Source organism: Clavibacter nebraskensis NCPPB 2581 (genome assembly GCF_000355695.1).
In the GTDB taxonomy this organism is placed as follows: Bacteria; Actinomycetota; Actinomycetes; order Actinomycetales; family Microbacteriaceae; genus Clavibacter; species Clavibacter nebraskensis.
Window position 1 is genome coordinate 2,154,568 of sequence record NC_020891.1, and the last position, 25,636, is coordinate 2,180,203.

Annotated in this window: 25 protein-coding genes and 1 pseudogene; 11 read left to right on the forward strand and 15 right to left on the reverse strand. The window is 74.0% G+C overall.

From position 1 onward, the window contains the following. Positions 1–79 precede the first annotated feature (79 nt). The 5 genes from CMN_RS10130 to CMN_RS10150 all read right to left on the reverse strand — a co-directional run bounded on the left by CMN_RS10130 (position 80) and on the right by CMN_RS10150 (position 6,470). Positions 80–1,555: an NCS2 family permease gene (locus CMN_RS10130; protein ID WP_015490717.1), complete on the reverse strand. Its 1,476-nt coding sequence runs from the start codon at positions 1,553–1,555 to the stop codon at positions 80–82. A gap of 125 nt (positions 1,556–1,680) precedes the next feature. Then, positions 1,681–1,932: a hypothetical protein gene (locus tag CMN_RS10135; RefSeq protein ID WP_012038771.1), complete on the reverse strand. Its 252-nt coding sequence runs from the start codon at positions 1,930–1,932 to the stop codon at positions 1,681–1,683. Further along, positions 1,929–3,110 carry an inorganic phosphate transporter gene (locus tag CMN_RS10140; protein ID WP_015490718.1) on the reverse strand — a complete coding sequence of 394 codons (1,182 nt, stop codon included), beginning with the start codon at positions 3,108–3,110 and terminating at the stop codon, positions 1,929–1,931. Before CMN_RS10140 ends, CMN_RS10135 begins: the two co-directional genes overlap by 4 nt. A 118-nt stretch (positions 3,111–3,228) precedes the next feature. Further along, complete coding sequence (locus CMN_RS10145; protein WP_227077674.1) at positions 3,229–4,863, reverse strand: carboxylesterase/lipase family protein; 1,635 nt, start codon at positions 4,861–4,863, stop codon at positions 3,229–3,231. Between the two features lie 23 nt (positions 4,864–4,886). Further along, a complete protein-coding gene (locus CMN_RS10150; RefSeq protein ID WP_041465278.1) occupies positions 4,887–6,470 on the reverse strand; it encodes a CYTH and CHAD domain-containing protein in 1,584 nt (527 codons plus the stop codon). A 91-nt stretch (positions 6,471–6,561) separates the two neighbouring features. On the opposite strand from CMN_RS10150, the gene CMN_RS10155 reads away from it, so the two are divergent. After that, positions 6,562–7,749 (forward strand): YihY/virulence factor BrkB family protein, encoded by a 1,188-nt coding sequence (locus CMN_RS10155; RefSeq protein ID WP_015490721.1) that lies wholly within the window; start codon positions 6,562–6,564, stop codon positions 7,747–7,749. Here the strand turns inward: CMN_RS10155 and CMN_RS10160 are convergent. From CMN_RS10160 to CMN_RS10175, 4 genes and pseudogenes are all read right to left on the reverse strand, one after another. Continuing rightward, positions 7,694–8,713 carry an NADP-dependent oxidoreductase gene (locus CMN_RS10160; protein WP_015490722.1) on the reverse strand — a complete coding sequence of 340 codons (1,020 nt, stop codon included), beginning with the start codon at positions 8,711–8,713 and terminating at the stop codon, positions 7,694–7,696. The two genes, CMN_RS10155 and CMN_RS10160, sit on opposite strands and share 56 nt — an antisense overlap. 165 nt (positions 8,714–8,878) lie before the next feature. Then, positions 8,879–9,823, reverse strand: coding sequence for an NmrA family NAD(P)-binding protein (locus CMN_RS10165; RefSeq protein WP_015490723.1), 945 nt, complete (start codon positions 9,821–9,823; stop codon positions 8,879–8,881). 304 nt (positions 9,824–10,127) lie between these two features. Then, positions 10,128–10,436: pseudogene (locus tag CMN_RS15335) on the reverse strand (MarR family winged helix-turn-helix transcriptional regulator); the annotation flags it as partial. Between the two features lie 99 nt (positions 10,437–10,535). Continuing rightward, positions 10,536–11,228 (reverse strand): SDR family oxidoreductase, encoded by a 693-nt coding sequence (locus CMN_RS10175; protein ID WP_015490724.1) that lies wholly within the window; start codon positions 11,226–11,228, stop codon positions 10,536–10,538. A 129-nt stretch (positions 11,229–11,357) separates the two neighbouring features. Between CMN_RS10175 and CMN_RS10180 the strand changes: the two genes are divergently transcribed. Then, positions 11,358–11,708, forward strand: coding sequence for a hypothetical protein (locus CMN_RS10180; protein ID WP_015490725.1), 351 nt, complete (start codon positions 11,358–11,360; stop codon positions 11,706–11,708). 122 nt (positions 11,709–11,830) lie between these two features. Next, entirely contained in the window at positions 11,831–12,289 is a 459-nt protein-coding gene (locus CMN_RS10185) for an Hsp20/alpha crystallin family protein (protein WP_012038780.1), read from the forward strand. Positions 12,290–12,363: 74 nt separating this feature from the next. On the opposite strand, the gene CMN_RS10190 is transcribed toward CMN_RS10185, so the two are convergent. The 3 genes from CMN_RS10190 to CMN_RS10200 are packed head-to-tail and all read right to left on the reverse strand — an operon-like array spanning position 12,364 to position 17,818. Further along, positions 12,364–14,865, reverse strand: coding sequence for a GNAT family N-acetyltransferase (locus tag CMN_RS10190; protein WP_015490726.1), 2,502 nt, complete (start codon positions 14,863–14,865; stop codon positions 12,364–12,366). Further along, a complete protein-coding gene (locus CMN_RS10195) occupies positions 14,862–16,232 on the reverse strand; it encodes a lysine N(6)-hydroxylase/L-ornithine N(5)-oxygenase family protein (protein WP_015490727.1) in 1,371 nt (456 codons plus the stop codon). The genes CMN_RS10190 and CMN_RS10195 overlap by 4 nt, the downstream gene beginning before the upstream one ends. Beyond that, a complete protein-coding gene (locus tag CMN_RS10200; RefSeq protein ID WP_015490728.1) occupies positions 16,229–17,818 on the reverse strand; it encodes a pyridoxal phosphate-dependent decarboxylase family protein in 1,590 nt (529 codons plus the stop codon). Before CMN_RS10200 ends, CMN_RS10195 begins: the two co-directional genes overlap by 4 nt. Positions 17,819–18,029: 211 nt before the next feature. Here CMN_RS10200 and CMN_RS10205 point away from each other — a divergent pair, with 211 nt between their 5' ends. From CMN_RS10205 to CMN_RS10230, 7 genes are all read left to right on the forward strand, one after another. Beyond that, a complete protein-coding gene (locus CMN_RS10205; RefSeq protein WP_015490729.1) occupies positions 18,030–18,341 on the forward strand; it encodes a hypothetical protein in 312 nt (103 codons plus the stop codon). Between the two features lies 1 nt (position 18,342). Then, the gene (locus CMN_RS15135) at positions 18,343–18,495 is read left to right on the forward strand and encodes a hypothetical protein (RefSeq protein WP_015490730.1); all 153 of its coding nucleotides are present in this window, start codon (positions 18,343–18,345) and stop codon (positions 18,493–18,495) included. 89 nt (positions 18,496–18,584) lie between these two features. Continuing rightward, the gene (locus CMN_RS10210) at positions 18,585–18,869 is read left to right on the forward strand and encodes a hypothetical protein (protein WP_015490731.1); all 285 of its coding nucleotides are present in this window, start codon (positions 18,585–18,587) and stop codon (positions 18,867–18,869) included. Then, positions 18,866–19,162 carry a hypothetical protein gene (locus CMN_RS10215; protein ID WP_015490732.1) on the forward strand — a complete coding sequence of 99 codons (297 nt, stop codon included), beginning with the start codon at positions 18,866–18,868 and terminating at the stop codon, positions 19,160–19,162. The genes CMN_RS10210 and CMN_RS10215 overlap by 4 nt, the downstream gene beginning before the upstream one ends. Positions 19,163–19,208: 46 nt before the next feature. Beyond that, positions 19,209–20,105 carry a glucose 1-dehydrogenase gene (locus tag CMN_RS10220; RefSeq protein WP_015490733.1) on the forward strand — a complete coding sequence of 299 codons (897 nt, stop codon included), beginning with the start codon at positions 19,209–19,211 and terminating at the stop codon, positions 20,103–20,105. 118 nt (positions 20,106–20,223) lie between these two features. Then, a complete protein-coding gene (locus tag CMN_RS10225) occupies positions 20,224–20,955 on the forward strand; it encodes a hypothetical protein (protein ID WP_015490734.1) in 732 nt (243 codons plus the stop codon). 103 nt (positions 20,956–21,058) lie between these two features. Further along, positions 21,059–21,940, forward strand: coding sequence for a Rieske (2Fe-2S) protein (locus tag CMN_RS10230; RefSeq protein WP_015490735.1), 882 nt, complete (start codon positions 21,059–21,061; stop codon positions 21,938–21,940). 15 nt (positions 21,941–21,955) lie between these two features. On the opposite strand, the gene CMN_RS10235 is transcribed toward CMN_RS10230, so the two are convergent. Genes CMN_RS10235 through CMN_RS10245 form a run of 3 tightly spaced genes read right to left on the reverse strand, consistent with a single transcriptional unit; the run spans position 21,956 to position 25,191 of the window. After that, positions 21,956–23,170, reverse strand: coding sequence for an MFS transporter (locus CMN_RS10235; protein ID WP_015490736.1), 1,215 nt, complete (start codon positions 23,168–23,170; stop codon positions 21,956–21,958). Positions 23,171–23,219: 49 nt separating this feature from the next. After that, positions 23,220–24,671 (reverse strand): SPFH domain-containing protein, encoded by a 1,452-nt coding sequence (locus CMN_RS10240; protein ID WP_015490737.1) that lies wholly within the window; start codon positions 24,669–24,671, stop codon positions 23,220–23,222. 31 nt (positions 24,672–24,702) lie between these two features. After that, a complete protein-coding gene (locus tag CMN_RS10245) occupies positions 24,703–25,191 on the reverse strand; it encodes an NfeD family protein (protein WP_015490738.1) in 489 nt (162 codons plus the stop codon). A 183-nt stretch (positions 25,192–25,374) separates the two neighbouring features. On the opposite strand from CMN_RS10245, the gene CMN_RS10250 reads away from it, so the two are divergent. After that, entirely contained in the window at positions 25,375–25,635 is a 261-nt protein-coding gene (locus CMN_RS10250) for a hypothetical protein (RefSeq protein WP_015490739.1), read from the forward strand. Position 25,636 lies beyond the last annotated feature (1 nt).

Genomic DNA, 25,636 nt, shown 5'->3' on the forward strand with positions numbered 1-25,636 from the left:
TCGTCGAAAGGGGGTCCCGTCCCACCTTACGCACGGCTGGGCGTCGCGCGGCCGCCGAGGGCCGCGCGACGCCGGCGGGTCAGACGCCCAACAGCTGCTCGATGGGGCCGCGCGCGAAGAAGACCAGGAAGCCCGCGGAGACGACCCACAGCAGCGGCGACACCTCGCGCACGCGGCCCGAGAACGAGCGCACGAGCACCCAGGAGAGGAAGCCGACGCCGATTCCGTTGGCGATCGAGTACGTGAGCGGCATGACGAGCACCGTGAGGAACACGGGCAGCGCGGCCGAGAAGTCGGTCCACACGATGTCGCGGATCTGCGACGCCATGAGCGTGCCCACGATCACCAGCGCGGCGGCCGCGACCTCGAGCGGCACCACCTGCGTGAGCGGCGTGAAGAACATCGCGAGGAGGAACAGCACGCCCGTGACGAGCGACGCGAGGCCCGTGCGGGCGCCCTCGCCGATGCCGGAGGCCGACTCGATGAAGACCGTGTTCGACGAGCTCGAGGTGGCGCCGCCCGCGACGGCGCCGAAGCCCTCGACGACCAGCGCGCCCTTGAGGCGGGGGAAGTCGCCGCGCTCGTCGGAGAGGTCGGCCGCCTTGGCGAGGCCCGTCATGGTGCCCATGGCGTCGAAGAAGTTCGTGAAGACCAGCGTGAAGACGAGCATGAGGCTCGAGATGATCCCGATGCGGCCGAACGCGCCGAAGTCGAAGGCGCCGACGAGGCCGAGGTCGGGCAGGGAGACCGGGGTCGCCGGCAGCACGGGCGCGTTGAGGTTCCAGCCGGTGGCACCCGAGGTGTTGGACGGGCCGATGTGGAAGACCTGCTCCACGACGATGGCGATGAGCGTGGTCGCGACGATGCCGATGAGGAGCGCGCCCGGCACGCGGCGGGCCATGAGCACGCCCATGATCACGAGGCCGAGGATGAAGACCACGGTCGGCAGCGAGGCGATGGAGCCGTCGATCCCCAGGGCGAGCGGCGAGGCGGGCACGCCCGTGCCGCGCACGAAGCCGGAGTCGACGAAGCCGATGAACGCGATGAAGAGGCCGATGCCGACCGTGATGGCGGTCTTGAGCTCGCGCGGGACGGCCCGGAAGATCAGGGTGCGCAGCCCCGTGGTGGCGAGCAGCACGATCACGAGGCCGTTGATGACCACGAGGCCCATCGCCTCGGGCCACGTGACCTCGCCGACCACGCTCACCGCGAGGAACGAGTTGATGCCGAGGCCCGCCGCGAACGCGAACGGGAGGCGCGCGACGAGGCCGAACAGGATCGTCATGACACCGGCGGTGAGGGCCGTCGCGGCACCCACCTGCGAGGCCCGCAGCCAGTTCCCCTCGACGTCGAGCGTGGCCTGGTCGGCGCTGAAGCCGCCGAGGATCAGCGGGTTGAGCACGACGATGTACGCCATCGTCACGAAGGTGAGGACGCCGCCGCGGATCTCGCGCGCGTACGTGGATCCGCGCTTCGTGACCTCGAAGAACCGGTCGAGCGCGCCGCGCCCTCCGCGGGTCTCGGGGGCGGGGGACGACGTGCGCGCTGCGGTCATGGGCTTCTTCCGCGAGGGGTCGGGTCGGACGACGGGAGGGGAGGAGCCGACGACCTTGTCGGGACGGGATCGAGCCTAGGGGCGGCGGCGCGACCGGGACCAGCCCGGACGTCCGCGCCCGCGGGTCAGGAGTGCAGGGCCGGGACGATGAGGTAGACGCCGTAGAGGACGGCGAGGCCGCTGAGGGCGAAGCAGACGTAGCCGCCCACGGTCGCGGCCTGCGGGCGGATGCCCGTCACCGAGACCTTGTCGCCCTCGTCGTCGTACTCGGTGCCGACGGCCAGCAGACGCACGCCGAGCGAGAAGAGGCACACCACCGCGACGGCGCCCACGAGGGCCGCCACGGCGACGACGAGGAACGCGCTCCAGTCGATCATGCGGCCTCCCTGGCCTTCCGGGCGGCCTTGGTGGCCTTGCGTCCGCGCACCGCGAATCCGGCAGCGTCGACCTCGACGATGGCGTTGCGGGCGTCGACCGCGTTCCGGCGCGAGCGCCAGAAGATCCACACGATGACGGCCACGCCGACGACCGCGTCGATGACGAAGCCGACCGTGCCGGTGCTCGCGATGAGCGCGGCGACCGCGCCCACGATGGCGGCCGACGGCAGCGTCAGCAGCCAGCCGAGCGCGATCTTGCCGACCATGTTCCAGCGCACGGACGCGCCGCGGCGGCCGAGGCCCGAGCCGATGACGGATCCGGACGCGACCTGCGTGGTCGAGAGCGCGAAGCCGAGGTGGCTGGACGCGAGGATGGTGGCCGCGGTGGAGGCCTCGGCGCTGAAGCCCTGCGCGGGCTTGACCTCGGTGAGGCCGGATCCCATCGTGCGGATGATGCGCCAGCCGCCCATGTAGGTGCCGAGCGCGATGGCGACGGCGCACACCGCGATGACCCAGAACTCGGGCCCGGAGCCCGCCGCCTGGAAGTCGCCCGCGATGAGCGTGAGGGTGATGATGCCCATGGTCTTCTGCGCGTCGTTGGTGCCGTGCGCGAGCGCGACGAGCGACGACGTGAAGATCTGGCCGTAGCGGAAGCCGCCGCGCTCGTTCGGGCCGCTGGAGCGGCGCGTGATCGAGTACGCGAGCTTGGTGGTCGTGTACGCGATGAGGCCGGCGATCGCGGGGGCGAGCAGCGCCGGGAGGATCACCTTCGACAGCACGACACCGAAGTCGACCGAGCCGAGGCCCGCCCCCACGACAGCCGCGCCGATGAGCCCGCCGAACAGCGCGTGGCTGGAGCTCGACGGGAGGCCGCGGAGCCAGGTCACGAGGTTCCAGACGATGGCGCCCATCAGCCCCGCGAAGATCATGGTGGGGGTGATCTGCACGCCGCCGTCGCCCTCGCGGATGATGCCGCCGGAGACGGTCTTCGCGACCTCGGTGCTGAGGAACGCGCCCACGAGGTTGAGGACCGCGGCGATGGCGACCGCCACCCGCGGCTTCAGCGCACCCGTCGCGATGGGGGTGGCCATCGCGTTCGCCGTGTCGTGGAAGCCGTTGGTGAAGTCGAAGAACAGCGCCAGGGCGATGACCAGGACGACGATGAGGGTGAGATCCACTACCGGATCCCTCGAGCGGATGTCACAGTCGTCGATCCTAACGGCCTGCACACGGCCAGCCGGTACGGGCGTCCGGCGGATGACGGTCGGATGAACATCTCGCGCCGGGTGCGGGGCGTCAGATGTGCGGGACGAAGTCGCGCCACGCGACCCGGCGCTCGGCGTGCGGGTCGTGCTCGACGCGGTCGACCACGTCGAAGACGAGGGTCGCGCGCTCCCCCGACGCCGCCGAGGAGGACGGGCCGGCGCCCGGCGCCTCGTCGTCGCCGCCCACGTAGGGCGGCCAGGACTCGTCGACGCTGCCGTCCTGCGCGAAGCGGAGCCAGGCGATGCGCATGCGCTCGCCCGCCGCGACGAACGCGCGCCGGCCGCCGAGGAGCGTCATCCCACGGCCGAGCATCGAGTCCATCCGGTCGAAGAGCGCGAACAGCTCCAGGCCGTGCGTGGCGTCGAGGCCCATGAGGCGCACGAGCCGCGGCGCGATGTCGAAGCGGTAGAAGTGCACGGGCGCGTAGCGGGCGTGGCGCTCGGCGACCTTGATCGACGGGAACCAGAACGCGTAGTCGCCGCCGAAGTCGAGCGCGGCCCGGCGCTTCGGGAGCCCCGGGTAGAGGGCGGCCAGCTCGTCGCGGTGCGCCTCGTCGGTCTTCGCGAACACGGCCTCGATGCGCGGCGGCGTGGTCGCGAGGATGTCGAGGCGGCCGGTGAACAGGGATCCCTCGCGCTCGTTGGTGCCGATGATGAGCGGCACCCTGGCCGCGCGCCCGTGCTTGAACGCGTCGAGCGGGCGCTCCGGCAGCACGTCGCCGTCGATGACGGGGCTGAAGGTGATGGTGCCGGGCTCCTGGTCGGGCGTCCGCACCATGAGCTCGTTCGCGGCCGCCGCGAGGGTGGACGAGCTCGCGGAGGTGAGGAGGCGCACGGCCTCGGCGTCGTCGGGCGCGCGGCCCGCCCGGTCGGCGAGGAGGCCCACGAACTGCTCGGCCCAGCGCGCGGTCTGCTCGGCCGGGTAGACGGCGTTCGTGGGCGAGCTCTGCGCGATGGCCCGGGCGAACAGCCCGTGCGCGGCCGGCACGGCCATGAGGGTCGTGACGGCGTTGCCTCCCGCGGACTCGCCGAAGACCGTGACGTTGTCGGGATCCCCGCCGAACGCACGGATGTTGTCGCGCACCCACTGGAGCGCCTGCACCTGGTCGCGGAGGCCCAGGTTCGACTCGATGGGGCGCTCGGGGGTCGAGTAGCGGCTGAAGTCGAGGTAGCCGAGCGCGCCCAGCCGGTAGTTAAAGCTCACGTAGACGATGCCGCCCTGGCGCACGAGGCCCTCGCCCTGCACGGGGTTCTCCCGCGAGGATCCGACGACGTACGCGCCGCCGTGGATGAAGACCATAACGGGCCGCAGCTGCGACTCGCGGTTCACGCGCGCGGCGTCGGCGCTCAGGCCGGACGGGGCGACGACGTTGACGGTGAGGCAGTCCTCCCCCATCGGCGTGCCCTGCGGCGCGCCCATGAACGCGCCCGCGCTGACCTGCGGCGCGACCTTGCCGAAGTGCTGCGCGAAGCGCGCACCCTCCCAGCCGACGACGGGCTGCGGCGCCCGGAAGCGCAGGTCGCCGCGGGGCGGGGCCGCGAAGGGGATGCCGCGCCAGGCCTCGATCCCCCGCTCGCGCACGCCGCGGACGGTGCCGCCCGTGACCTGGACGTCAAGCTCCGACGGGTCGTACGCCGGGGTGGGCACGTCGGCGGCGGGGGTCACCCGGTCGAGTTTACGGTCCGCCCTCACGCTCCCGGGACGGCGGTCGCGAGCAGGCGCTCGACCGCCCTCTCGGCCCGCCACAGGGCGGACTCGGTGCGCAGGCGCTCGGCCTCGTGCAGCACGCCGAGCGCGAAGGCGTCCTCGCCGCGGGCCGCGAGGCGCTTCGCCTCATCCCGGAGGATGCGCTGCATGGCGAGGCCGTCGCGGTGCTCGCCGAGCTCGTCGTGCACCTCCTCGGCCGCGGTCGCGAGCCGGATCGTCTTCCGCCCGAGCACCGTGACGGTGCGTCCGCTGACCTCCTCCGCGGCGTAGCGGAGGCGCTTGGCGGCCTTGCGGACCTCGTGCAGCGCCTCGGTCCGCGCGGCCTCGCCGACCGCCTCCTGCGCGACCGCGGCGCGGCGGCCGACCCGCTCGGCGTCCCGACGCAGGGCGGCGTGCAGGGCCGGGCCCGCGGGGACGCTCGCGTCGTGGGTGAGGGGCGGATCCTGGACCAGGCGGTCGAGGTCGTCGAGCAGGGCGACGTAGCGCGCGGACGAGAGCGCGCGGATCACGCGCTCGCGGGCGCGGCGGTGGCGCTCGTCGAGGACGTCGTGCAGGGCGTCGCCCACGTGGTCGGGCACGGTCTCCGTGTCGTGCTCGACCACGGACCAGACGACGCGGTCGCGCAGCACCTCCATGTCGCGGGCGTCGCCGAGCACGGCCCCGAGCGCCGTGAGCTCGGCGCGGACGGGCGCGGTGGCGGCGGGATCGATCACGTCCTGGTGGGTGCGGAGGGCGCTGCGGAGGCGGCGGACGGCGACGCGCATGCGGTGCACGGCGTCGTGCTCGTCGGCGCGCACGTGCGGGTCGGCGGCGACGAGGTCGCGGACGCCGCGGGCGAGGATCGCGCGGGCGACGTCCGACGCGGGGCTGTCCTTAGTGAGGGTGGCGGGATCCGGCAGGGCGGGCCCCGCGGGCGCCTGCCGGCCGAGCGCGTCGGCGCCGAGCGCGCGGGCGAGCTTCGAGGCGCTGTCGGACGGGCGGGCGCCGGCGTCGAGCACGTGCCGCTCGATCCGGTCGAGGAGCGCGGCGCGCTGCTTCCGCTTCGCGGGCACGTCGGGCAGCAGCTCGACCTCCCACTCGTGCCAGGCGCGCACGGTGCCGCCGCGGACGTCGGATCCGGTGACGCGGTCGTCCGCGAACTCGGCGACCGCGCGGCCGTCGGCGTCGTGCAGCGTGACGGTCGTGCGGACGGTCTCGAGGCGCGCGAGCGGCGTGAGCTCGCGGCCGCGCACGTGGACGGCGACCTGGTCGAGGACGGCCGGCGGGATCGCACCGTCGCCGTCGTCGCCGTCCTGCAGCGGCCAGCCGAGCTCGGTGCGGCCCTCGCCGCCGTCGGCCGGGAGCTTCACGTGCCAGCCCTCGTCGTGGCCGCCCTCGCGGCGGCGGAGGATCATGCGGCGGCCGGCGAGCGCGTGGTCGGCCGTGTCGAGGTACACCGCCACGAGCGTCACGGGCTCGGCGGGCCGCGCCTCGGCGATCCCCTCGATGCCGTCGAAGCCCGGGACGGGCACCCCGTCGGGGACGTCGTACTTGCGCTCGATCTCGACGGAGGATGTGTGCACCATCCCCCCTGTGTAGCGCACCCGGCCGGGCGCAGCCAGCCGCCGAGCGCCGTCGCGGCCTCCGGGCGCGCGGGCGTGGGTCAGACTTGCGGGCATGCCCATCCGCCCGCGCCGCGCCGCGCCCGACGACGCCCCGCCGCAGGCCGAGCTCGACGAGCGGGCCCTCCACCGGCGCCAGCGCATCGGCCGCGAGCTCGGCTGGTACGCGTGCCGCCGCGCGCTCTACGGGTTCATGAAGCACCGCGGCATCGACATGGCCGCGAGCCTCACCTTCTACTCCACGCTCTCGCTCGTCCCCGCCGCCGTCGCGGTGCTCAGCCTCATCGGCGTCGTCGGCGACACGCGCGCCGGCGTCGAGGGCGTGCTCGGGGTGCTCACGGCGGTGCTGGGCGACTCGGCGGTCGACGTGATCCGCGACCCGGTCGAGCAGCTCACTGACGGTCCGCGCTCCGGCATCGCCTTCATGGTCAGCTTCGTCGGCGCGCTCTGGACCTCGGCGGCCTACGTCACCGCGTTCGGCCGCGCGATGAACCGCGTGCAGGAGACCGAGGAGGGCCGGCCGCTCGTGAAGTACCGCGCGCTGATGCTCGGGGTGACGGTCGCGCTGCTCGTCGTCAGCGTCGTGATGGTCGGCATGCTGCTGCTCACCGACGACGGCGCCCGCGCGCTCGGGCAGCAGCTCGGAATCGGCGACACGACGCTCGTGGTGTGGGCCGTCGTGAAGTGGCCGCTGCTCGTGGTGCTGCTGACGGGGATCATCGGGGTGCTGTACGCCGCGACGCCGAACCTGCGCCGCCGCCGCGTCGACCTGCTCACGTGGGGCAGCCTCGTGGCGATCGTCGCGTGGGGCCTCGGCACCGCCGGGTTCGTCGCGTACGTGACGCACGTGGCCACCTACGAGTCGACCTACGGGGTGCTCGGCGCGGTGATCGTGCTGCTGCTGTGGCTCTACATCGGGAACCTGTCGCTCGTGCTGGGCGGCGAGCTCGACGTGGAGATCATCCGCGCGCGGCAGCTGCAGGCGGGCATCCCGGCCGAGCACGCGCTGCGGCTGCCGGTGCGGGACACGACCCGCACCGACCGCCTCGCCCGGCGCCGCGCGCTGCTCGAGGACGAGGGGCGGCGCCTGCGCGAGGCGCGGTCGGGGCGGGAGGCGACGACCTCCGAGGAGCGCCGGGCGGATGCCCCGCCGGCGCTCCCCGAGGACGACGCGCGCGAGGTGCGGGTCAGGCGGAGGCGCTGGTCCGCACGACCATCTTCCCGACGTTCTCGCCGCGCATGAGGCCGGTGAAGGCCTCGAACGCGCGGTCGATGCCGTCGACGACGGTCTCGTCCGCCGTGATGCGGCCCTCGGCGAGCCACGGGCCCATCTTCGACGCGAACTGGGGCGCGAGGTCCTGGTGGTTGCCGAGCGTGAAGCCGCGGAGCGTGAGCCCGCGCGTGACGATGCGGCCCGTGTTGCGGATCGCGATCTCCTCGCCGGTGGAGTTGTAGGTCGAGATCGACCCGCAGTTGGCGACGCGGCCGAAGTCCTTCAGGGCGCCGAGCGCGGCCGAGAGGTGGTCGCCGCCGACGTTGTCGAAGTAGAGGTCGATGCCGTCGGGTGCCGCCTCCGCGAGCTTCGCGTCGAGGTCGCCGCCGTGGTAGTCGAACGCGGCGTCGAAGCCGAGGTGCGACGTGAGGCGCTCGACCTTCTCCGCGGATCCGGCGCTGCCGACGACGCGTGAGGCGCCGAGCAGGCGGGCGATCTGGCCAACCATGGAGCCGACCGCGCCGGCCGCGCCGGACACGAAGACGACGTCGCCCTCCTGGATGGAGGCGATGCGGGTGAGGCCGACGTAGGCGGTGAGGCCCGTGAGGCCGAGCACGCCGAGGTGGGCGGAGGACGCCACGCCGGGCACCTCGGGCACGGGGCGGAAGCCGGCGGCCGGGCCCTGCGCGACGTCGCGCCAGCCGAGCGAGTGGCTGACGAGCGTGCCGACCGGGAGGTCGGCGGAGCGGGACTCGACGACGCGGCCGACGGCGGATCCGGTCATCGCCTCGTCGAGCTGGAAGGGCGGCACGTAGGACGGCACGTCGTTCATGCGGCCGCGCATGTAGGGGTCGACGGAGATGAACTCGTTCTCGACGCGGACCTCGCCGTCCTGCAGGTCGGGCAGGTCGACCTCGACGCGGCGGACGTCGTCGGGGGTGGGCTCGCCGGTGGGGCGCTTCGCCAGCTGCCACTGGATGCTGCGTGCAGTCATGGGACTCCTTGCGTTCTCGGGGTGCGGGCGGTCGGACGGCCGGCCCGCGGCGCTCGTGGCGCACCCCCACCCTCCCACCGCCGTCTGGATGCCGCGCCCAGCGAGCCATGGCCTCGTGACGGGGCGACCGGGCGCGTCGCCCGGCCGCCACGATCCCCGGCGCGCCTACGCGGCGGTGGTCGCGCCCCGCGCGGCGACGTGCGCGGCGAGCACGTCCCGCACGCTCGTCCACTCGATCGCGCCGAAGCGCTCGCGGTCGACGTGGAGGAGCTCCGCCTCGCCGCTGTACATGCTCACGAGGTACTGCATCCCCTGCCAGGCCGGGAACGTCTCCTGCTCGTCGCGGCCGACGCGGCGCACGGCCTTGCTCGCGGTGGAGAGGACGCCCGTGGATCCCGCCCACTGCAGCGAGAAGGGCGTGCCCGTGACCTCGGTCATGATCCGCGCGAGATCGCGGGCCGTGACCCGGTCCCCCGCCACCTCGACCACGCGGGGCGCGTCGTCGTCGAGGGCGACCTGCGCCGTCACACCGGCCGTGTCGTCCTTGGTCGTGAAGTCGAGCACCTGGTCGGCGGACGACCAGTAGAGGACGCGGCGGCGGTCGAACAGCACGATGGGCGCCTGCCCCGTGAGCATGTCCGCGAAGGCGCCGACGAGCACCGAGGTCGCACGGACGGGGGCCGCGTCGAGGTCGGCCGCGAACTCGCGCCGGAGCTCGAAGTTGCGGTTGCTGCCGGGCGTGACCCGGCGGTAGTCGGAGGAGTAGTCCGAGGGGATGAAGCGCGGCACGCCGGCCGCGACGGTCGCCGCGAGGAGCGCGCGCTGCGCTCCCACGATCACGGCGCGGGCGCCGCTCACGGCGGAGACGACGACGCGCGCCCCGGCGACGGCCCGGATCAGCGCCGCCCGGTCGGTGTAGGCGGCCTCGACGATCTCCACGCGCGGGTCGTCGCCCCACGCCTCGGTCGCCGCGGTGCTGCCGGGCCGGGTGAGGACGCGGACTCGGGCGTCCCGGGCGAGGAGCTCGCGGACGATGCGGCGGCCGATGTCGCCGGTGGCGCCGGCCACGACGACAGGACCGGGTGCGGATGCGGGGGTCGAGGTGCTCATGCGGGTTCTCCATCTGGGGGTGGGTGCGGCGCGCCGGGCGGCGCGAACGGTGGGGGGCGGCGACGGGCTGCTCGAGGCGCTCCGCGTCCGCGTGCTCGGCGGCGGGGCCCGCGGGCGCGCCCAGGCCGAGCGCGACGCGGGCGAGGAGCCGCCGGAGGGCCGTCCGCTCGTCGGCGGCGAGGTCGCGCATCAGGGACTCCTCCACGTCGTGGAGGGCCACGCGGGCCGAGTCGAGGAGCGCCCGGCCGGCGTCCGTGGCCACGACCTGGCGGATCCGCCGGTCGCTCGGGTGCGGCTGCCGCTCGACGTGCCCGCGCTCGGCGAGCGCGTCGATCACGTAGGTCATCTGCGTCTTGTCGATGCCGAGGCGCTGCGCGAGCGCGAGCTGCGACGTCGGCTCCTCCGTGGTGATCGCGACGAGCACCTGGTACCCGCGCGGTCCGCCCGGCACGTCGGCCACGGCGGTCTGCGCGGTGCGCACGAACCCCTGGTAGACGGCCTGGATGGACCAGCCGAACTGCGTCTCGATGCCGCCGGAGCCCCAGTCGATGCCCGACGCGTCGACGTCAGGACCGGCGCTGTCGCGGTCGCGGTTCGGGGTGGATGAGGTCATGCCGAGATCGTATCTCTAAAAGATCGTCTTGTCCAAAGATGATCTTCACATATGCGCATCCGGATCCTCAGGCAGGCCGTGCGGCCGCCCTGACGCGGATCAGCCCCCGAACGGCCGCAGCGACACCGACTCGAGCGTGCCGTCGCGCGTCTGGTCGACCACGAGGCGCACGGCGCGCGCCACGGAGGCGGGCTCGAGGTAGCGCGTCTCGTCGTACTCGCCGCCCTCCTTGGCACGGAGCTCGCGCTGCATGTCGGTGGCGACGCGGCCCGGGTGCACGCTCGAGACACGCACGCCGTGCGGGCGCTCCTCCTCGCGCAGGGCGTCGCCGAGCGCGCGGAGGGCGAACTTGGATCCCGCGTAGACGCCGCCCGTGGGGTTGGCCGTGAAGCCGGATCCGGAGTTCACGAGCACGACCTGCCCCTGCGCCGCCCGGAGCGCGGGCAGGAGCGCGCGCGTGACCTCGGCGACCGCGAAGACGTTGACCTCGAACACGCGGCGCCACTCATCGACGGGCGTGGTCGCGACGGCGTCGCCGCCGATCACGCCGGCGGAGTGCACGAGCACGTCGAGGCGGTCGAGTTTGGGCACGAGGTCCGCGAGCCCGCCCGCGGCGAGGTCGGCGGCCCAGCCGACCGCGTCGGGGAGCGAGGCGGCGAGCGCGTCGACGGCGTCGCGGTCGCGGCCGTGCACGATCACGCGGTGGGTGCGGCCGAGGTCCTGGGCGACGGCGCGGCCGATGCCGCGGGTGGCTCCCGTGACGAGGGCGACGGGGCGGGCGTGGTCGGTCATGGATCCTCCTGGGTCGCGGTCCTCCAGGCTACCGACGGCATCCGGACACCCCGTCGGGCGTGCTCCAGGGCATGACGTAGCGTGAAGGGACCCGCCTCCGAGCGGCCCGCCGCCCGAGAGGATCCGCCCGTGCACGCCCGCTTCCCCGCCAGCCTCGAGGTGCTGCGCCAGGAGGCCCGCGACGAGCTGGACGCCGTGATCGAGCACCGCTGCCGGAACGGCGACGACCCGTGGGAGGTGATCCCGCAGCTGCCCACCGTGGACGAGCACGTGGTCGCGACCCTCCGCCAGGACGCGCTCGAGGCCGACGGGATGGCGGAGGAGCTCGCCCGCGTGCACCACCCGGAGACCGAGCCGGGCGTCGTCGCGCGCTTCGAGTACCGGCTGCTGCGCGGCATCGCGCTGGAGCACCCGGACCTGTCGAGCGCCGTCTGGACGCTCATCGGGCGCATGGAGCGCGACCTCCGCCGGCGCTCCTGAAGAGGTGGTGAGAGCCGCATTCGCCCTCGGCGAACGGCTTGGCACTCCCCGGGACCGAGTGCTAATCTCGCCGTAGTTGAGCCGAGGGGGCTCAACCCCACAGATCATCAGAGGAGTCGAGCATGAACATGACCTTCGATCCGTTCCGCGAGCTGGACCGCGCCATGGGCGCGCTGGCCGAGACCCGCCAGGCGAACCGCCCGATGCCCATCGACCTGCACCGCGAGGGCGACACCTACGTGCTGGCCGCCGACCTCCCGGGCATCGACCCGGGCTCGGTCGACATCGACGTGGACGGCCAGCTGCTGACCATCCGCGCCGAGCGCACCCTCGCCGGCGACCAGAACGTCCGGTGGCTCACCCGCGAGCGCGTGGCCGGCACGTTCCTCCGCCAGCTGACGCTCGGCCAGGGCATCGACACCGAGCGCATCTCGGCGCACTACGCCAACGGCGTGCTGAGCGTCACCATCCCCGTGAGCGAGCGGGCGAAGCCGCGCAAGATCGCGGTCACGTCCGACGAGCCGCAGGGCCAGGAGGGCCGCACGCTGACGGTGGAGCAGGGCGCGCACGCGGCGAGCTGATCCCTACCGGCACTTCGAGGAGCCGTCGTCCGCATCCGCGGGCGGCGGCTCCTCGTGCGTCCGGGCGAGGAGCGTCAGCCGATGCGCGGCCGCAGCCCCCGGTGGATCGCGAGCGGGTTCCGCAGCGACCCGTGGATCTGCATGACCGGCGCCTGCAGATCGACCATCCGCCGGTTGTCGCGCAGCTGCAGCCGGTTGAGGCACGAGCGGTCGAACGACGGCGCGAAGAGATCGAACCGCGCGATGCGCTCCGCGAGCTCCGGGTGCGCGCGCTCGTGGTCGGCGAGCGCCTCGGCGGCCACACGCCACAGGCCGTCGGCGCCGAGGTCGTCGCGGTCCTCGAGGAGCGCGGCGGCGAAGCGGAGGAAGCCGTCCATCACGTCGGTGAAGACCGTGAGGGTGCGCTCCTCCTCGGGGATGTCGAGGCGGATCCGGCGCACGTCCTCCGGCAGCTCGCGCTCCATGTCGAAGAGGGCGACCTCCTCGGCGATGTCCTTCATCAGGACGCGCACGACGACGTGGTCGCGGAGCACGAGGATCACGTTCTCGCCGTGCGGCATGAACGCGAGGTCGTGCGCGATCAGGGCGTGCGCGAGCGGCACGAGGTAGGCGTCGAGCCAGCGGCGGATCCACGCGGCCGCGCCGATGCCGGACGCGTCGATGAGCGCGCCGAGCACCGTCTCGCCGTGCGCGTCCACGTGCAGGAGGCTCGTCATGCTCATCAGCCGCTCGCCCTCCGCGAGGCCGGGCACGGGCGACTCGCGCCAGAGCGCGGACAGCATCTTCCCGTGGGAGTGGCCGGGCGGCAGAGCGGACTCGACCCGCTCGTCGCGCACGCCGACCGCGGCGACCTCGCGGAGGATCCCGAAGCCGAGCCGCGCGAACTCCTCATCTCCCGCGACGAGCGCGTGCACCCAGTCGTTGATCGCCGGCGTCACCGCCATGTACGCCGGCGAGAGGCCGCGCGTGAACCCCATGTTGAGGATCGACAGCGACGTCTTCACGTAGCAGCGGTGAGGGCTCGTGCGGTTGGCCCACGTGCGGATGGACTGCTGCGCGCCGTACTCGTCGTCGCCCGTGCCGAGGAGCACGATCTCGCGCCGGGCGACGAGGCCGGCGAACGTCACCGTGACGACGTTCTCCCACTGCCACGGGTGCACCGGCACGAGGATCCGCGCGGCGGGGTCGACGCCGAGCTCCTCCATGCGCGCGCGGAAGCGGGCGCGGGCGGGCGCGCCGAGCTCCGCGTCGAGGAACGCCTCGCGGTCGAGCCCCGCGATCGCGGTGAAGCGCGCGAGGCGCTCGTGCACGGCCAACCAGAGGATGCACACGTCCTGGCCCGCCTCGGGCGCGTACCGGTCGTGGTCGTCGAGGTCGAAGCCGATGCGGCCGTTGGTGGCGACGAAGCACGGGTGGCCCTCGTCCATCGTCGACTCGACCACGGCGTACGACGCCGTGAGGAGGCCGCGCGCGTCGGGCACGTCGCGGAGGCGGGAGAACGCGGCGGCCGAGAGCGTGCTCTGGATCTCGTCGAGGTAGACGGGCAGCACCTCGTCGGTGATGCCGAGACGGTCGCGAAGGTCGAGCACGAGGTCGGTCGCGTCGAGCTCGGCGGGCCGGCCGTCGACCGTGCGGCGGATGCTCGCCTCGTCGACGTCCCAGTGGTCGAGCTCGAGGATCCGCGCCCGGTACGCGTACGCGCTCCGGCCGTCGGCGCTCGCGACGCGGTACTCGGCCCAGTCCCTCGGGTCGTGCGGGCGGCGGGGCGCGCCGGGCGGCCGCTCCGGATCCACGCGCTCGGGCTCGATGAGCACCTCGTGGGCGAACTCGGCGAGCGCCTTCCGCACGAGGTGCCGGGTGGCCGGCGCCCACACGTCGGGACGGAGGTGCGCGGCCCGGTGGACACCGGGATCCGGCTCGGCGGTCCTCGACGCGGCAGCCGGCCGGGTCTCGGTGTGGGCGTCGAGGGGGTGGTCGTGGGTGAGGGTCATGGCGTGTCCGTCCGTCGGAGTGGCGTGCAGGAGGGCGTCGTCGCGCGTGGCGACGCTGAGGAGCGCGTGCTTCGTGCCGAGGTCGACGACGCGGAGCGGCCGGAAGCCGACGAGCTCGTTGAGGCGTTGGATCCGGGTGTTGCGGACGTCCGGCTCGACGACGAGGCGCCGCACGGCCGGATCCCGCAGCAGGTGCGCGACGACGTGGCGCATCACCGCGGTCGTGAACCCGGGCAGCGGGTCGCCGGCCGGCGGGGCCACGAGCAGGTGCATGCCGCGGTCACCGGGGAGCGGGTCGAGGTGGGCGCCGATGGGGTCGTCCGCCGGGTCGTAGGCCTCGACGAGGAACGCGGGGGCGCCGTCGTGGAGGCCGATCCAGGCCTCGCGCCGCGGATCCGCCGCGATGGAGCGATACTCGGCGCGCACGTCGTCGAGGCTCGCGTGCTCCATCTGCCAGAAGCGGGCGCGGGGCGTCGTGACCCAGGCGTGCACGAGGGCGGCGTCGGCGTCCGGGTCGAGCGGGCGGAGGTCGAGGGCGTAGGCGCGGGACTCGATGGCGGGCGCGTCGACGGCCGAAGCGCTCACGCGAGCACTCCCGATCCGGCCGCGGGCAGGTCGTCGGGCAGCCCGAACTCCTGGAACGCGATCCGCTCCTCCACGGCGTAGTCCTCGCGCCCCGTGATCGCCCGGAGGATCCGCGAGTTGCGGTGCGCGGTCATCCCGAGGTCGGGTGCGACGAAGCCGTGCGTGTGCACCTCCGCGTTCTGCACGAAGAGCGTGCCGGCGTCGTCGACCGTGTGCTCGCGCGCCACGTCGAGCCGGCCGCGCGCGTCGCGGTGCACGCGGTCGCCGAGCCCGTCAAGGATCCGCGGCGCCTGCGCGTCGTAGCCGCTCGCCATGATCACCGCACCCGTCGGCCACTCGCGCTCGGCGCCCGTCTCCGCGTGCCGGAGCCCGAGGACCGCGCCGCCGTCGGGCGTCGCGCGCGCCGAGACGACCTCCGCGTTGGTGAGCAGCCGAGTCGGCACGCCGGATCCCGCGTCGCCGCCGGCCGCGAGCCGCCCCTCGGCCCGCAGCGCGTCGAACGCGAGCCGCTTCCGGTAGAGCGCGTGGAAGATGTCGTCGATGAGCTCCGAGTCGATCCCCTTGTAGAGGCTCCGCTGCTCGCGCAGCAGCACCTCGCGCGCGTCCGCAGGCAGGCCGAAGAAGTGGTCGCTGTACTCGGGGCTCGTCATCTCGAGCGTGAGCCGCGTGTACTCGAGCGGGAAGAACCGCGGCGAGCGCGTGATCCAGTCGAGCCGGTAGCCGCGGGAGTCCACGTCCTCGAGGAGGTCGCGGTAGATCTCGGCGGCACTCTGCCCGCTGCCGACGACAGTGATCGCCTCCCGCTCCTGCAGCGCGTCCTTGGCGCCGAGGTAGCCGGAGCTGTGCACGACGCCCGGGAGGTCGCGCACCGCCACGGGGAGCCAGGGCGGCGTGCCGACGCCGACCACCAGGTTCCGGCCGCGGTGCACGTGCGCGGTGCCCGCCGCGTCGATCGACTCGACGACGTACGCGCCGTCCGCGTCGTCGAACGACACCGCCTGCACGTCGCGATCGAGCTCGATGCCGCGCGCCCGCTCCGACGCCCACCGGCAGTACGCGACGTACTCGCTGCGCAGCACGAAGAAGTCCTCGCGGATGTAGAAGGAGTACAGCCGCCCGGTGTCCTTGAGGTAGGCGAGGAACGAGAAGCGCGAGGTCGGATCCGCGAGCGTCACGAGGTCGGCGAGGAACGGCGTCTGCAGGTGCGCGGTCGGCAGCATCATGCCGGGGTGCCAGTCGAAGCGCGGCTTCCGCTCGAGCACGACGAGGTCGAGGTCGAGGGGGTCCGCGAGGCAGGCGAGGCCGAGGTTCGCGGGGCCGAGGCCGATCGCGACGACGTCGTGGATGCGGTCGGGGGTGGCGCTCATCGGCCGGCCTCCGCGGGAGTCGTACGCGCCGTCTCGCCCAGCCCGGCGTCGAGCGCGTCGCCCGCCGCCACCACCATCCCGAGGATCTCCGCGATGTGCGCGTCGGTCGTCGCCGGGTTGAGCAGCGTGAGCTTGAGGTGCGCGCGCCCACCCACGCGCGTGGCGGCGACCATCGCGCGGCCGGAGTCCTGGATCGCCTGCCGGATGCCGCGGTTGACGGCGTCCGAGCGCGCTCCCGCGTCGGGCACCACGGATCCCGCCCGCTCCCCCTCCGGCACGTACCGGAACACGAGCGCGCTGATCTCCGGCCGCACCACCACCTCGAGCGCCGGATCCCGCCGCAGCGCCTGCCACGCGCGGTCGGCGAGCGCGATGACGTCGTCGAGCATCCGCCCCACCCCGTCGGCGCCCACCGTCCGCAGCGTCAGCCAGAGCTTCAGCGCGTCGAACCGCCGCGTGGTCTGCAGCGACTTGTCGACCTGGTTCGGGATCTCCTCGTGCGCCCGGTCGGCCGGGTTCAGGTAGTCGGCGTGCAGCGTCGCGTGCCGGAGCGTCCGGCCGTCGTGCACGAGCAGCGCGCTGGAGCTCACGGGCTGGAAGAAGGTCTTGTGGTAGTCGACGGTCACCGAGTCGGCGCGCTCGATCCCGTCGAGCAGGTGCCGGTGCCGGAGCGAGGTGAGGAGCCCGCCGCCGTACGCGGCGTCGACGTGCAGCCAGATCCCCTCGCGTCGGCACACGTTGCCGATGGCGGGCAGCGGGTCGACGCTGCCGAAGTCGGTGGTGCCGGCGGTCGCCACGACGGCGATGGGCAGGACGCCCGCCGCGTAGCAGCGCGCGAGCTCGCGCTCGAGGGCGTCGACCCGCATCCGCTTGGCGTCGTCGCTCGGCACGCGGATGACCGCGTCGGGGGCGAGGCCGAGGATCCGGGCGCTCTTCTCGACGCTGAAGTGGCCGACGTCGCTGACGAGGATCCGCATCCGCTGCCGGTCATCCATCGACAGCCCGTGGACGGCCGCCGCCTCGTCGCGCGCGAGCAGGAGCGCCTGGAGGTTCGACTGGCTGCCGCCGCTCGTGAAGACGCCGTCCGCGTCGTCGCCGAGGCCCGCGCGGGCCGCGGTCCAGTCGATGAGCGCGCGCTCGATGAGGGTCGCGCCCGCGCTCTGGTCCCACGTGTCCATCGACGTGTTGACGCTCGAGAGGATGAGCTCCCCCGCGATGGCCGGGATGAGGATCGGGCAGTTGAGGTGCGCGACGTACGACGGGTCGTGGAACCACACGGCGTCGCGGAGGTACAGGTCGTCGAGCTCGTCGAGCGCGTCGTCGAAGGCGCCCAGCGGGCGGTCGAGGTCGAGCCCCGCGAAGGATCCGCGGAGCCGCTCCGGCGTGATCCCGGTGAAGGGGCCGTCGGCGCGGTGGGCGGCGGCGCGGACGTGGGCGGCGGCGGCGCGGAGGGCGGCGTCCCAGCCGGGGAGCGAGCGGTCGGAGAACAGCTCGTCGGCGGGATCCGCGGCGGTCGCGACAGCCGTCGGGCGGGGGTCGTCGAGCGTCGGATCGGACGGGCGGGAGGCGTGCGGGGAGAGGGTCATGGGTCCTTCGTCGGTTCGATGGGGAGCCGTGTCCGGGTCACGAGCACCGTGCCCACTTAGGCAAGGCTCACCTAATATGAAGGTGCTCGGACGGGAACGCAACCCGGCCGACGAGGACTCGCGGGGACCCTCCGCGAGGCGATGCCGCGACCCCGTTTCGGGGGCCCGCGCAGGTGCGTCAGGCCGCGCCGCCGCTCGTAGGGTGGGGAGCATGAGCGACGCAGACGACCCGACCGACGGCATCCGCACCGGGCGCGGGCCCGGCGATCCCGACGGGCTGGTGACGGTGGACGACGTGGTCGGCGACGACGGCGCTCCCGCCGGCGTCGGCGACGCGGTCCGCGCACCCGACGGCACCGGCTACGGGCACGCGGAGGAGGACACCCTCGAGGTCGAGGACGCGGATCACGCGAGCGCCGCGTACCCCGACGTCCCCGACAACCGGGCCGTCACCGCCGCCGACTCGCACATGAGCGCGCCGGCCGACGACGACGCCGGCCACGTCGACCCCGAGGGCCGCTGACATGACGGATCCCGCAGCGGACGCCCCGCGCCACCCGGTCGCCGAGCCCGCCCCCATCGACGCCGACTCGGTCGCCGAGCGCGCGGAGGCCGCGGAGGAGGATGCCCGCGAGGACGCCCCCGACCCGTTCGGCGAGGGTCCCGACGACCAGTGATCCCGGCTCGGAGGCGGTCCCCGACGCCTTCCATGGGCGTTGCCTGAGCGCCACCACACAGCTCTCGGGCCGAGCGTAGCGTCGAACGCATGGACACCGACGACCCCCGCCTCGCGCCCGCCGATACCTCGGACACGCGCCAGGACAAGGACTTCATCTCGCAGAGCGAGGACGACACGCAGGTCAAGCAGAGCGAGCAGATCGTCGAGAGCGAGGGCGTCTCCGACGACGTCCCCGCTGCGGCGGACGACGTGCAGGTGCTCCCCGGATCGGGCGGCCCAGACGACGTGGGCGAGATCGACGTCGACCCCGACGAGCTCAACCTCAGCGGCGACTCGATCCCCGGCCACCCCAAGCCCGAGGCCGGTGCGTGACCGTGACCGACGCCACCTCCACCACCCCCGCTGACGACTCCACCGGCGACGACACCGCCCTCGACACCGAGGCCCTCGCGAACGACACGGTCGTGAACGACGCGGTCGCCGGCGAGACCGTCCTCCCCGACACCGACGAGCCCGTCGAGGAGCCCGACGACGACGCCGTCATGGGCGCCGACGCGGAGCCGACCGCCGACGTCCTCGGGGTCGACGGCGAGGCCGAGCCCGTGCTCGCCGACAACGAGCTCGCCGGCCAGGACATCGACCTGGACGACGCCCCGCCCAGCTGATCCAGCCCCCGCCTTTCCCCACGCACATCCCAGCACCAGGAGACACATGAGCACCGACCAGTACACGTTCCAGGACCCGACGAAGATGTACGCCGACATCGAGCCGAAGGCGCAGCAGCAGGACGGGCCCGGCCTCGACGCCGACCTGGACGCGACCGCGGACCGCGGCGAGAAGACCTACCGCGGATCCCACCGCCTCGAGGGACGCAAGGCCCTCGTCACCGGCGCCGACTCCGGCATCGGCGCGGCCGTCGCCATCGCCTACGCCCGCGAGGGCGCGGACGTGGCGCTCTCCTACCTCCCCGAGGAGGAGGAGGACGCGAAGAAGGTCGTCGCCCTCATCGAGGAGGCCGGCCGCACGGCCGTCGCCATCCCCGGCGACATCGCCACGGCGGAGTTCAGCCGCGAGCTCGTCGCGAAGGCGGTCGAGGGCCTCGGCGGACTCGACATCGTCGTCAACAACGCGGGCAAGCAGCAGAACGTCGACGCGCTCGAGGACATCTCGGACGAGGAGTTCGACCTGACCTTCAAGACCAACGTCTACGCGATGTTCTGGATCACGAAGGCTGCCCTGCCGCACCTCAAGCCCGGCTCGTCGATCATCAACACGTCGTCGATCCAGGCCTACGCGCCGTCGCCCAACCTCGTGCACTACGCCACGACCAAGGCCTCGATCAACGCGTTCTCGAAGGGCCTCGCCGGCCAGCTGGCACCCAAGGGCATCCGCGTGAACGTCGTCGCGCCCGGCCCGATCTGGACCCCGCTGCAGACCGCGGGCGGCCAGCCCGAGGACGCGCTGCCCGAGTTCGGCGAGCAGACCCCGCTCGGCCGCGCCGGCCAGCCCGCCGAGCTCGCGCCCGCCTACGTGTTCCTCGCCTCCAACGAGTCGAGCTACGTCATCGGCGAGACGCTCAACGTCAACGGCGGCATGCCGACGCCGTAGCGGACCGCGCCTCGGCGCATCGCACCACCGCACCGCCCGACGCCCGGGCCGACCAGCTGGTCGGCCCGGGCGTCGTCGCGTCCGGGACGCCGAGCACGCACCGGAATAGGGTCGGGAGATGATCGGCATCCCGGCCCGCATCGGCGGGAACGTCCTCGCGGGGATCGTGGCCGCCGTGCGCCTCGTGCAGCACCCGCGACCGCTGCACCCGCATGGCGTCGCGCTCTCGGGGACGCTGACGCCCGTCGCCGGTCGGGCGGCGTCCGGGCTCGCGTGGCTCGACGCGCTCGACGCGCCGCTCGAGGTCGACGCGCGCCTCTCGCGCTCCGTGGGGCTGCCGGCGGCACTGCCGGACGTGCTCGGGATCGCGCTGCGGATCCCGGACGGGGGCGGCACCACGGTCGACGTGCTGCTCGCGTCCACCGGGATCTCCCCGGCGGGCCGCTTCCTGTTGGCACCTCACCGGTCGATCTCGGGCGCGGCCCTGTCGACGCTCATGCCGTACCGCGGATCCGACGGGCCGGTGCTGCTGGGCCTCGTCGCTGACCGGGAGCCGCGCCTGCCCGGATCGCCCACCGGCCTCGGCCGCGCGCTCGCCGAGCGACCCCTCCGCCTGCGGCTCCTGCACGCGACGCCGCGCGGACGCTGGCACGTCGCCGCGCGGATCGAGCTGACGCACGACGCCGCGGGACCCCTCGACACGGCGACGCGCACGGATCCCGTGCTCGCGGCGCCGCCCGGCGACACCACCTACGACTGGACCCGCCGCCTCCGCGCTCCGGGGTACCGGATCGCCCGCGCGGGCCGCCCGGTCGCCTCGCGGCACGTCGCGCGAGATCCCGACGCCTGACACCCGCATCCACCCGGACGCCCGCGCCCTTGTCGCGAGCGTCCGAGAGGCGTTGCCTGGAGTCAGAGCGCCGACGGCGGCGCCGGAACCGGCAGGAGACCCCATGAGGGAGCTGAAGCTCGTCGCGGCCATCGCGAAGATCGAGGACGCCGACGCGCTCGACCCCATCGTCGGGCGCGTGAAGGGCGTCGTCACCGCGCTGCTCAAGCCGCGCGCCCTGGCCGACCTGCTGCACGGCGTGCCGTTCGGGCACCCGCTGCACCCGGTCGCCGTGCTGATCCCCACCGGCGCGTGGGTGTCATCGGCCGTGCTCGACTTCCTGCCCGGCAACGAGAAGGCCAGCCGAGCGCTCGTGGGCGTCGGGATCCTCAGCGCGGCGCCGTCCATCGTCTCCGGCTACGCCGACTGGTCGCAGCTGCACGAGCAGCAGATGCGCGTCGGCATCGTGCACTCCGCCGCCAACGCGCTGGCGACGGGCCTGTACGGCCTCTCCTGGATCCAGCGCGCCCGCGGCAAGCACACCAGCGGCAGGGTCCTGGGGCTCGCCGGCCTCGGGCTCGTCTCCGCCGGCGGGTTCCTCGGCGGGCACCTCGCGTACCGCCAGGCGGCGGGCGCGAACCACGCCGAGGACGTGCCGCACCGCTTCCCGACCGGCTGGCAGGAGCTGGGCCAGCTCGACGAGCTCCCCGACGGCGGCCTGGCGAAGCGCGACGTCGCGGGCCTCCCGGTGCTCGTGCGCCGCCACGGCATGACGGTCGACGCGCTGAGCAACACCTGCAGCCACCTGTCCGCGCCGCTCGACGAGGGCGAGCTCGGCACGGCTCCGAAGACCGGCGAGGCGTGCGTCACCTGCCCGTGGCACGACAGCGTGTTCAGCCTGAGGACCGGCGAGGTGATCCACGGTCCCGCGACCGCGCCGCAGCCCCGCTTCGAGACGCGCGTCACCGCGGGGCTCGTGGAGGTGCGGCTGCCGAACGCGAGCTAGGCCGACGCGACACGGTCAGGCCGTGGGATGCGCGTCGACGGATCCGCGCAGCGCCACGACCGCGAGCACCGCGCATCCCGCGAAGACGACCGCACCCGCGACCGTCGGCAGCGCGATCCCCGAGGTCGCGAGCACTCCGCCCAGCGCGGATCCGGCGGCGAGGCCGAGCAGGCTCACGACCCGGCCGGCCGCGCCCACGCGGCCGAGGAGATCCGCCGGCACGAGACGCTGCCGGAGCGTGGTCGCGCAGATGCTCCAGACCACCGCGTGCAGGATGTAGAGCGCGAGCAGGATCCCCGCGACGACCGGATCGCGCGTCACGGCGAGGCCCGCGAGGCTCGCGGCGCCCAGCGCGAGGGCCGCCGTGATGGTCCACCGGGAGCCGAGGCGGGCGCGCAGCGGCGCGGCGATCGCGGATCCGGCGAGGCCGCCGAGCGCGCTGGCGGCGAGCAGCACGCCGTAGCCGGCGGCGTCCAGCCCCAGCCGCTCCCCCGCGAAGAGCACGAGCACCGAGAACGGGAGCATGTAGCCGACGCTGGCGAGGCCGCCGATCACGGCCAGGGATCCGACGACGCGGTGCCCCGCGAGCCAGCGCACGCCCTCGGCGGCCTCGCGGAACACGGACGGCGGCGCATCCGTCGCCGGGGAGGCGAGGGGCACGTCGCGGGCGCGCCGCGGCAGCGCGAGGGCGACCGCCCCGGCCGCGACCCACAGCCCGCCCGTCGCGTAGACGGGCACCGCGGCGGCGAGCGCGAACAGGATCCCGCCGAGCGGCGGCCCCACGAACTCGTCCGCCACGAGCTGCGTGCCGGTGATGCGCGCGTTCGCCCGGTCGAGCCGGTCGCCCGGCACGATCGACGGCAGCACGGCGACCGCCGCCCCGTCGGCGGCGCTCTCCAGCACGCCGGCCACGGCCATCACCGCATAGAGCACGGCCAGCGACGCGACGCCCGACTGGATCGCGACCGCCAGCCCCAGCACGGCGACGCCGCGGAGGGCGTTCGCGACGACGATCAGCGTGCGCCGGTCGAGCCGGTCGACGTACACGCCCACGGGCAGCGCGACCAGCAGCCGCACGAGCGCGTACGTCGTCGCGAGCCCGGCGACGCCGCGTGGGTCGTCGGTGAGGCCCGCCGCGACGAGCGGCATGGTGACGAAGACGAGCCCGTCCGCGAGGTTGGAGAGCGCGTTCGCGCCCCACAGCGCCCGGAACGGGCTCGGGGATCTCACGCCGTGCTCCCCGGGGCGGCGTGCGCCCCGAGGAGCTGCGGCACCGGGATCAGATCCCGGCGCCCTCGGATGCGGCCGTCTTCGGGCCGACGTCCGTGGTGGTGGAACCGGCGCCCGACGACGCCCCCGCGGCGGTCGAGCCCAGGAACGAGCTCAGCGCCGTGGCGACGTCGATGCCCGTGGTGTCCTTGAGCAGCTTCGGCAGCGTCGCCATGTTCTCGGCCACCGAGCGGTTGAGCGCGTTCGCGCCGTCCGCCGAGATGATCGTCATGTTGTCGACGTTCGCGAGCGGCGCCGCCATCTCGCGCGCGATCTCCGGCATCGACGCGATGATGCGCGCCTGCAGCGCCTCGCGCGACAGCTTGTTCTGCGCCTCGGCGAGCGCGGCGGCCGCCTCGGCCTCCGCCTGGCCGCGGGCCTGGATCGCGTCGGCGTTCGCCTTCCCGAGCGCGGTGATGGACGCGGCCTCGTTCACGGCCGCGGTCTTCGCCGCCTCGGCGTTCTGCGTGCGCTGGTAGACCTCCACGTCGACCTTCGCCTTCTCGGCGTCGCGGGCCGCCTGCGCGTCCTGGACGGTGGCGTACTTGCGGGCCTCGGCGGGGAGCTCCACGTCGATGCGCAGGCGCTCCTTCGAGACCTCGGCCTGCGCGGCCACAGCGGTGCGCTCCTGGTCGGCGACCAGGCGGTCCTGCTCGGCCTTGGCGAGCTCGCCGGCCGCGTACGCGGTCGCGTTGGCGCGGTCGGTGTCGGCCTTGATGGCCGCGCGGCGCAGGTCGAGCTCGAGCTGGCGCTCGGCGGTCTGCTGGTCGTTCTCGATCGCGGCGAGCGCGGAGATCCGCTTGTTCTCGGCCTCCGCGACCTCGGCCACCTGGCGGGCGCGCGCGGCGTTGGAGCGGGCCCGGTCGTCGAGGTAGGAGCTGCCCGGCGTCGTGATCTCGCGGACGTTGAGCGTCTCGATCTGCAGGCCCAGCTCCGCGAGGTCGTTCTTGGTCTGGTTCACGGCCTCCTGCGCGACGACGGAGAAGCTCTTCACGAGCTCGTCGACGGGCCGGTCGCCGATGAGGCCGCGGATCGCGCCCTCGAGGGACTGGCGCACGATCTCCGGCAGGGCGTCCTGCTGGAGGAGGTAGCGCTGCACGGCGCGGCGCACGCCGTCCTCGGTGCCCGTCACCTTGAAGTTGACGGTCGCGACGACCGCGGTGTTGATGAAGTTGGCGTCGCGCGCCTCGGCCGTGACGCTCGTCTGGTACTGCTCCAGGGAGAGCGTGAAGCCCTCCTGGAAGATCGGCCAGATGAAGGTCCTGCCGCCGATGATGACCTTCTGCGGGCTGGAGAACCCGGCGCCGCCCTCGCTCCGCTCGGCGTTGCGCCCGACGATGACGAGCGCCTGGTTCGGCGGGACGCGGCGGACGCGCGAGGCGATGAACGCCACCAGCGCCACCAGGATGACGATGACGACGATGACGGCGATGGCTGTCGTGCCGCCGGATATCAGGTCCACGGGATGGTTCCTCTCGTTGGGACGGGTGCTGCTAGGTGGTGGGGTCGGCGTCGGCGTCGGGTTCGACGCGCACGCGGAACCCGTCCTCCGAGACGACGCGGATGCGGGTGCCGACGGCGAGCGGCTCGGCGCTCGTGGCGAGGCGGCGCTCCAGTTCGCGGATGTGCTCGAGCCGCACCTCGCCGCCCGTGGGCGAGGTCGGGGACGTGACGACGCCGACCATGCCGACGGGCGAGTACGAGCCGCCGCTCTCCTGCTTCGCGACGAAGCGGACGGCGAGCTGCACGACGACGAGGGCGACGAGCGCGAGGGCGACGGCGATCGCGATGGCCCCGCCGGATCCGATGCCGGCCTGGTCGGCGAGCACGCCGCCGACGCCGTAGATGGCGAGGGCCGCGCCGAGCGCGACGCCGGAGACGAGGCCGTCGCCGCCGCCGATCGCGTCGAGCAGGTCGCCGAGCACGATGCTGCAGAGGAGGAGCAGGAGGCCCACGGCCCCCACGACCACGAAGACGATCACGCCGCGGCTCCCGGGCAGGCCGCCGCCGGTGTGACGTGCGCGCCGACGTGGTGCGGGGTCATGCGGGGCCGATCTGCTGGATGCGTGTCCTCCGAACGTACCGGGTGCTCCACCCCGCGTCGCCTCCTCGTCCGGGGGCCGGCCCATGGCCTATGGTCCGCGCGGCGCGCGTAGCCTCGGGAGGTGATCCTCCTGTTCGGCACGCGCGCCCGCGACGCCCTCATCGTCATCGTGACCTTCGCGTGCCTCCGCTGCGGCGTGACGAGCGCCCAGCGCGTGCTCCACCGCACCCTCCGCCTCACGGTCTTCTTCGTCCCGCTGGTCCCGCTGCGCTCGACCTACCGCGTCGAGTGCCCGCACTGCGGCCTCGAGACGCGCCTCACGAAGGACCAGGCGATGCACGCCCTCGAGTGGGCCGTGCGGAACCGGGGCGCGCGCCGCTGAG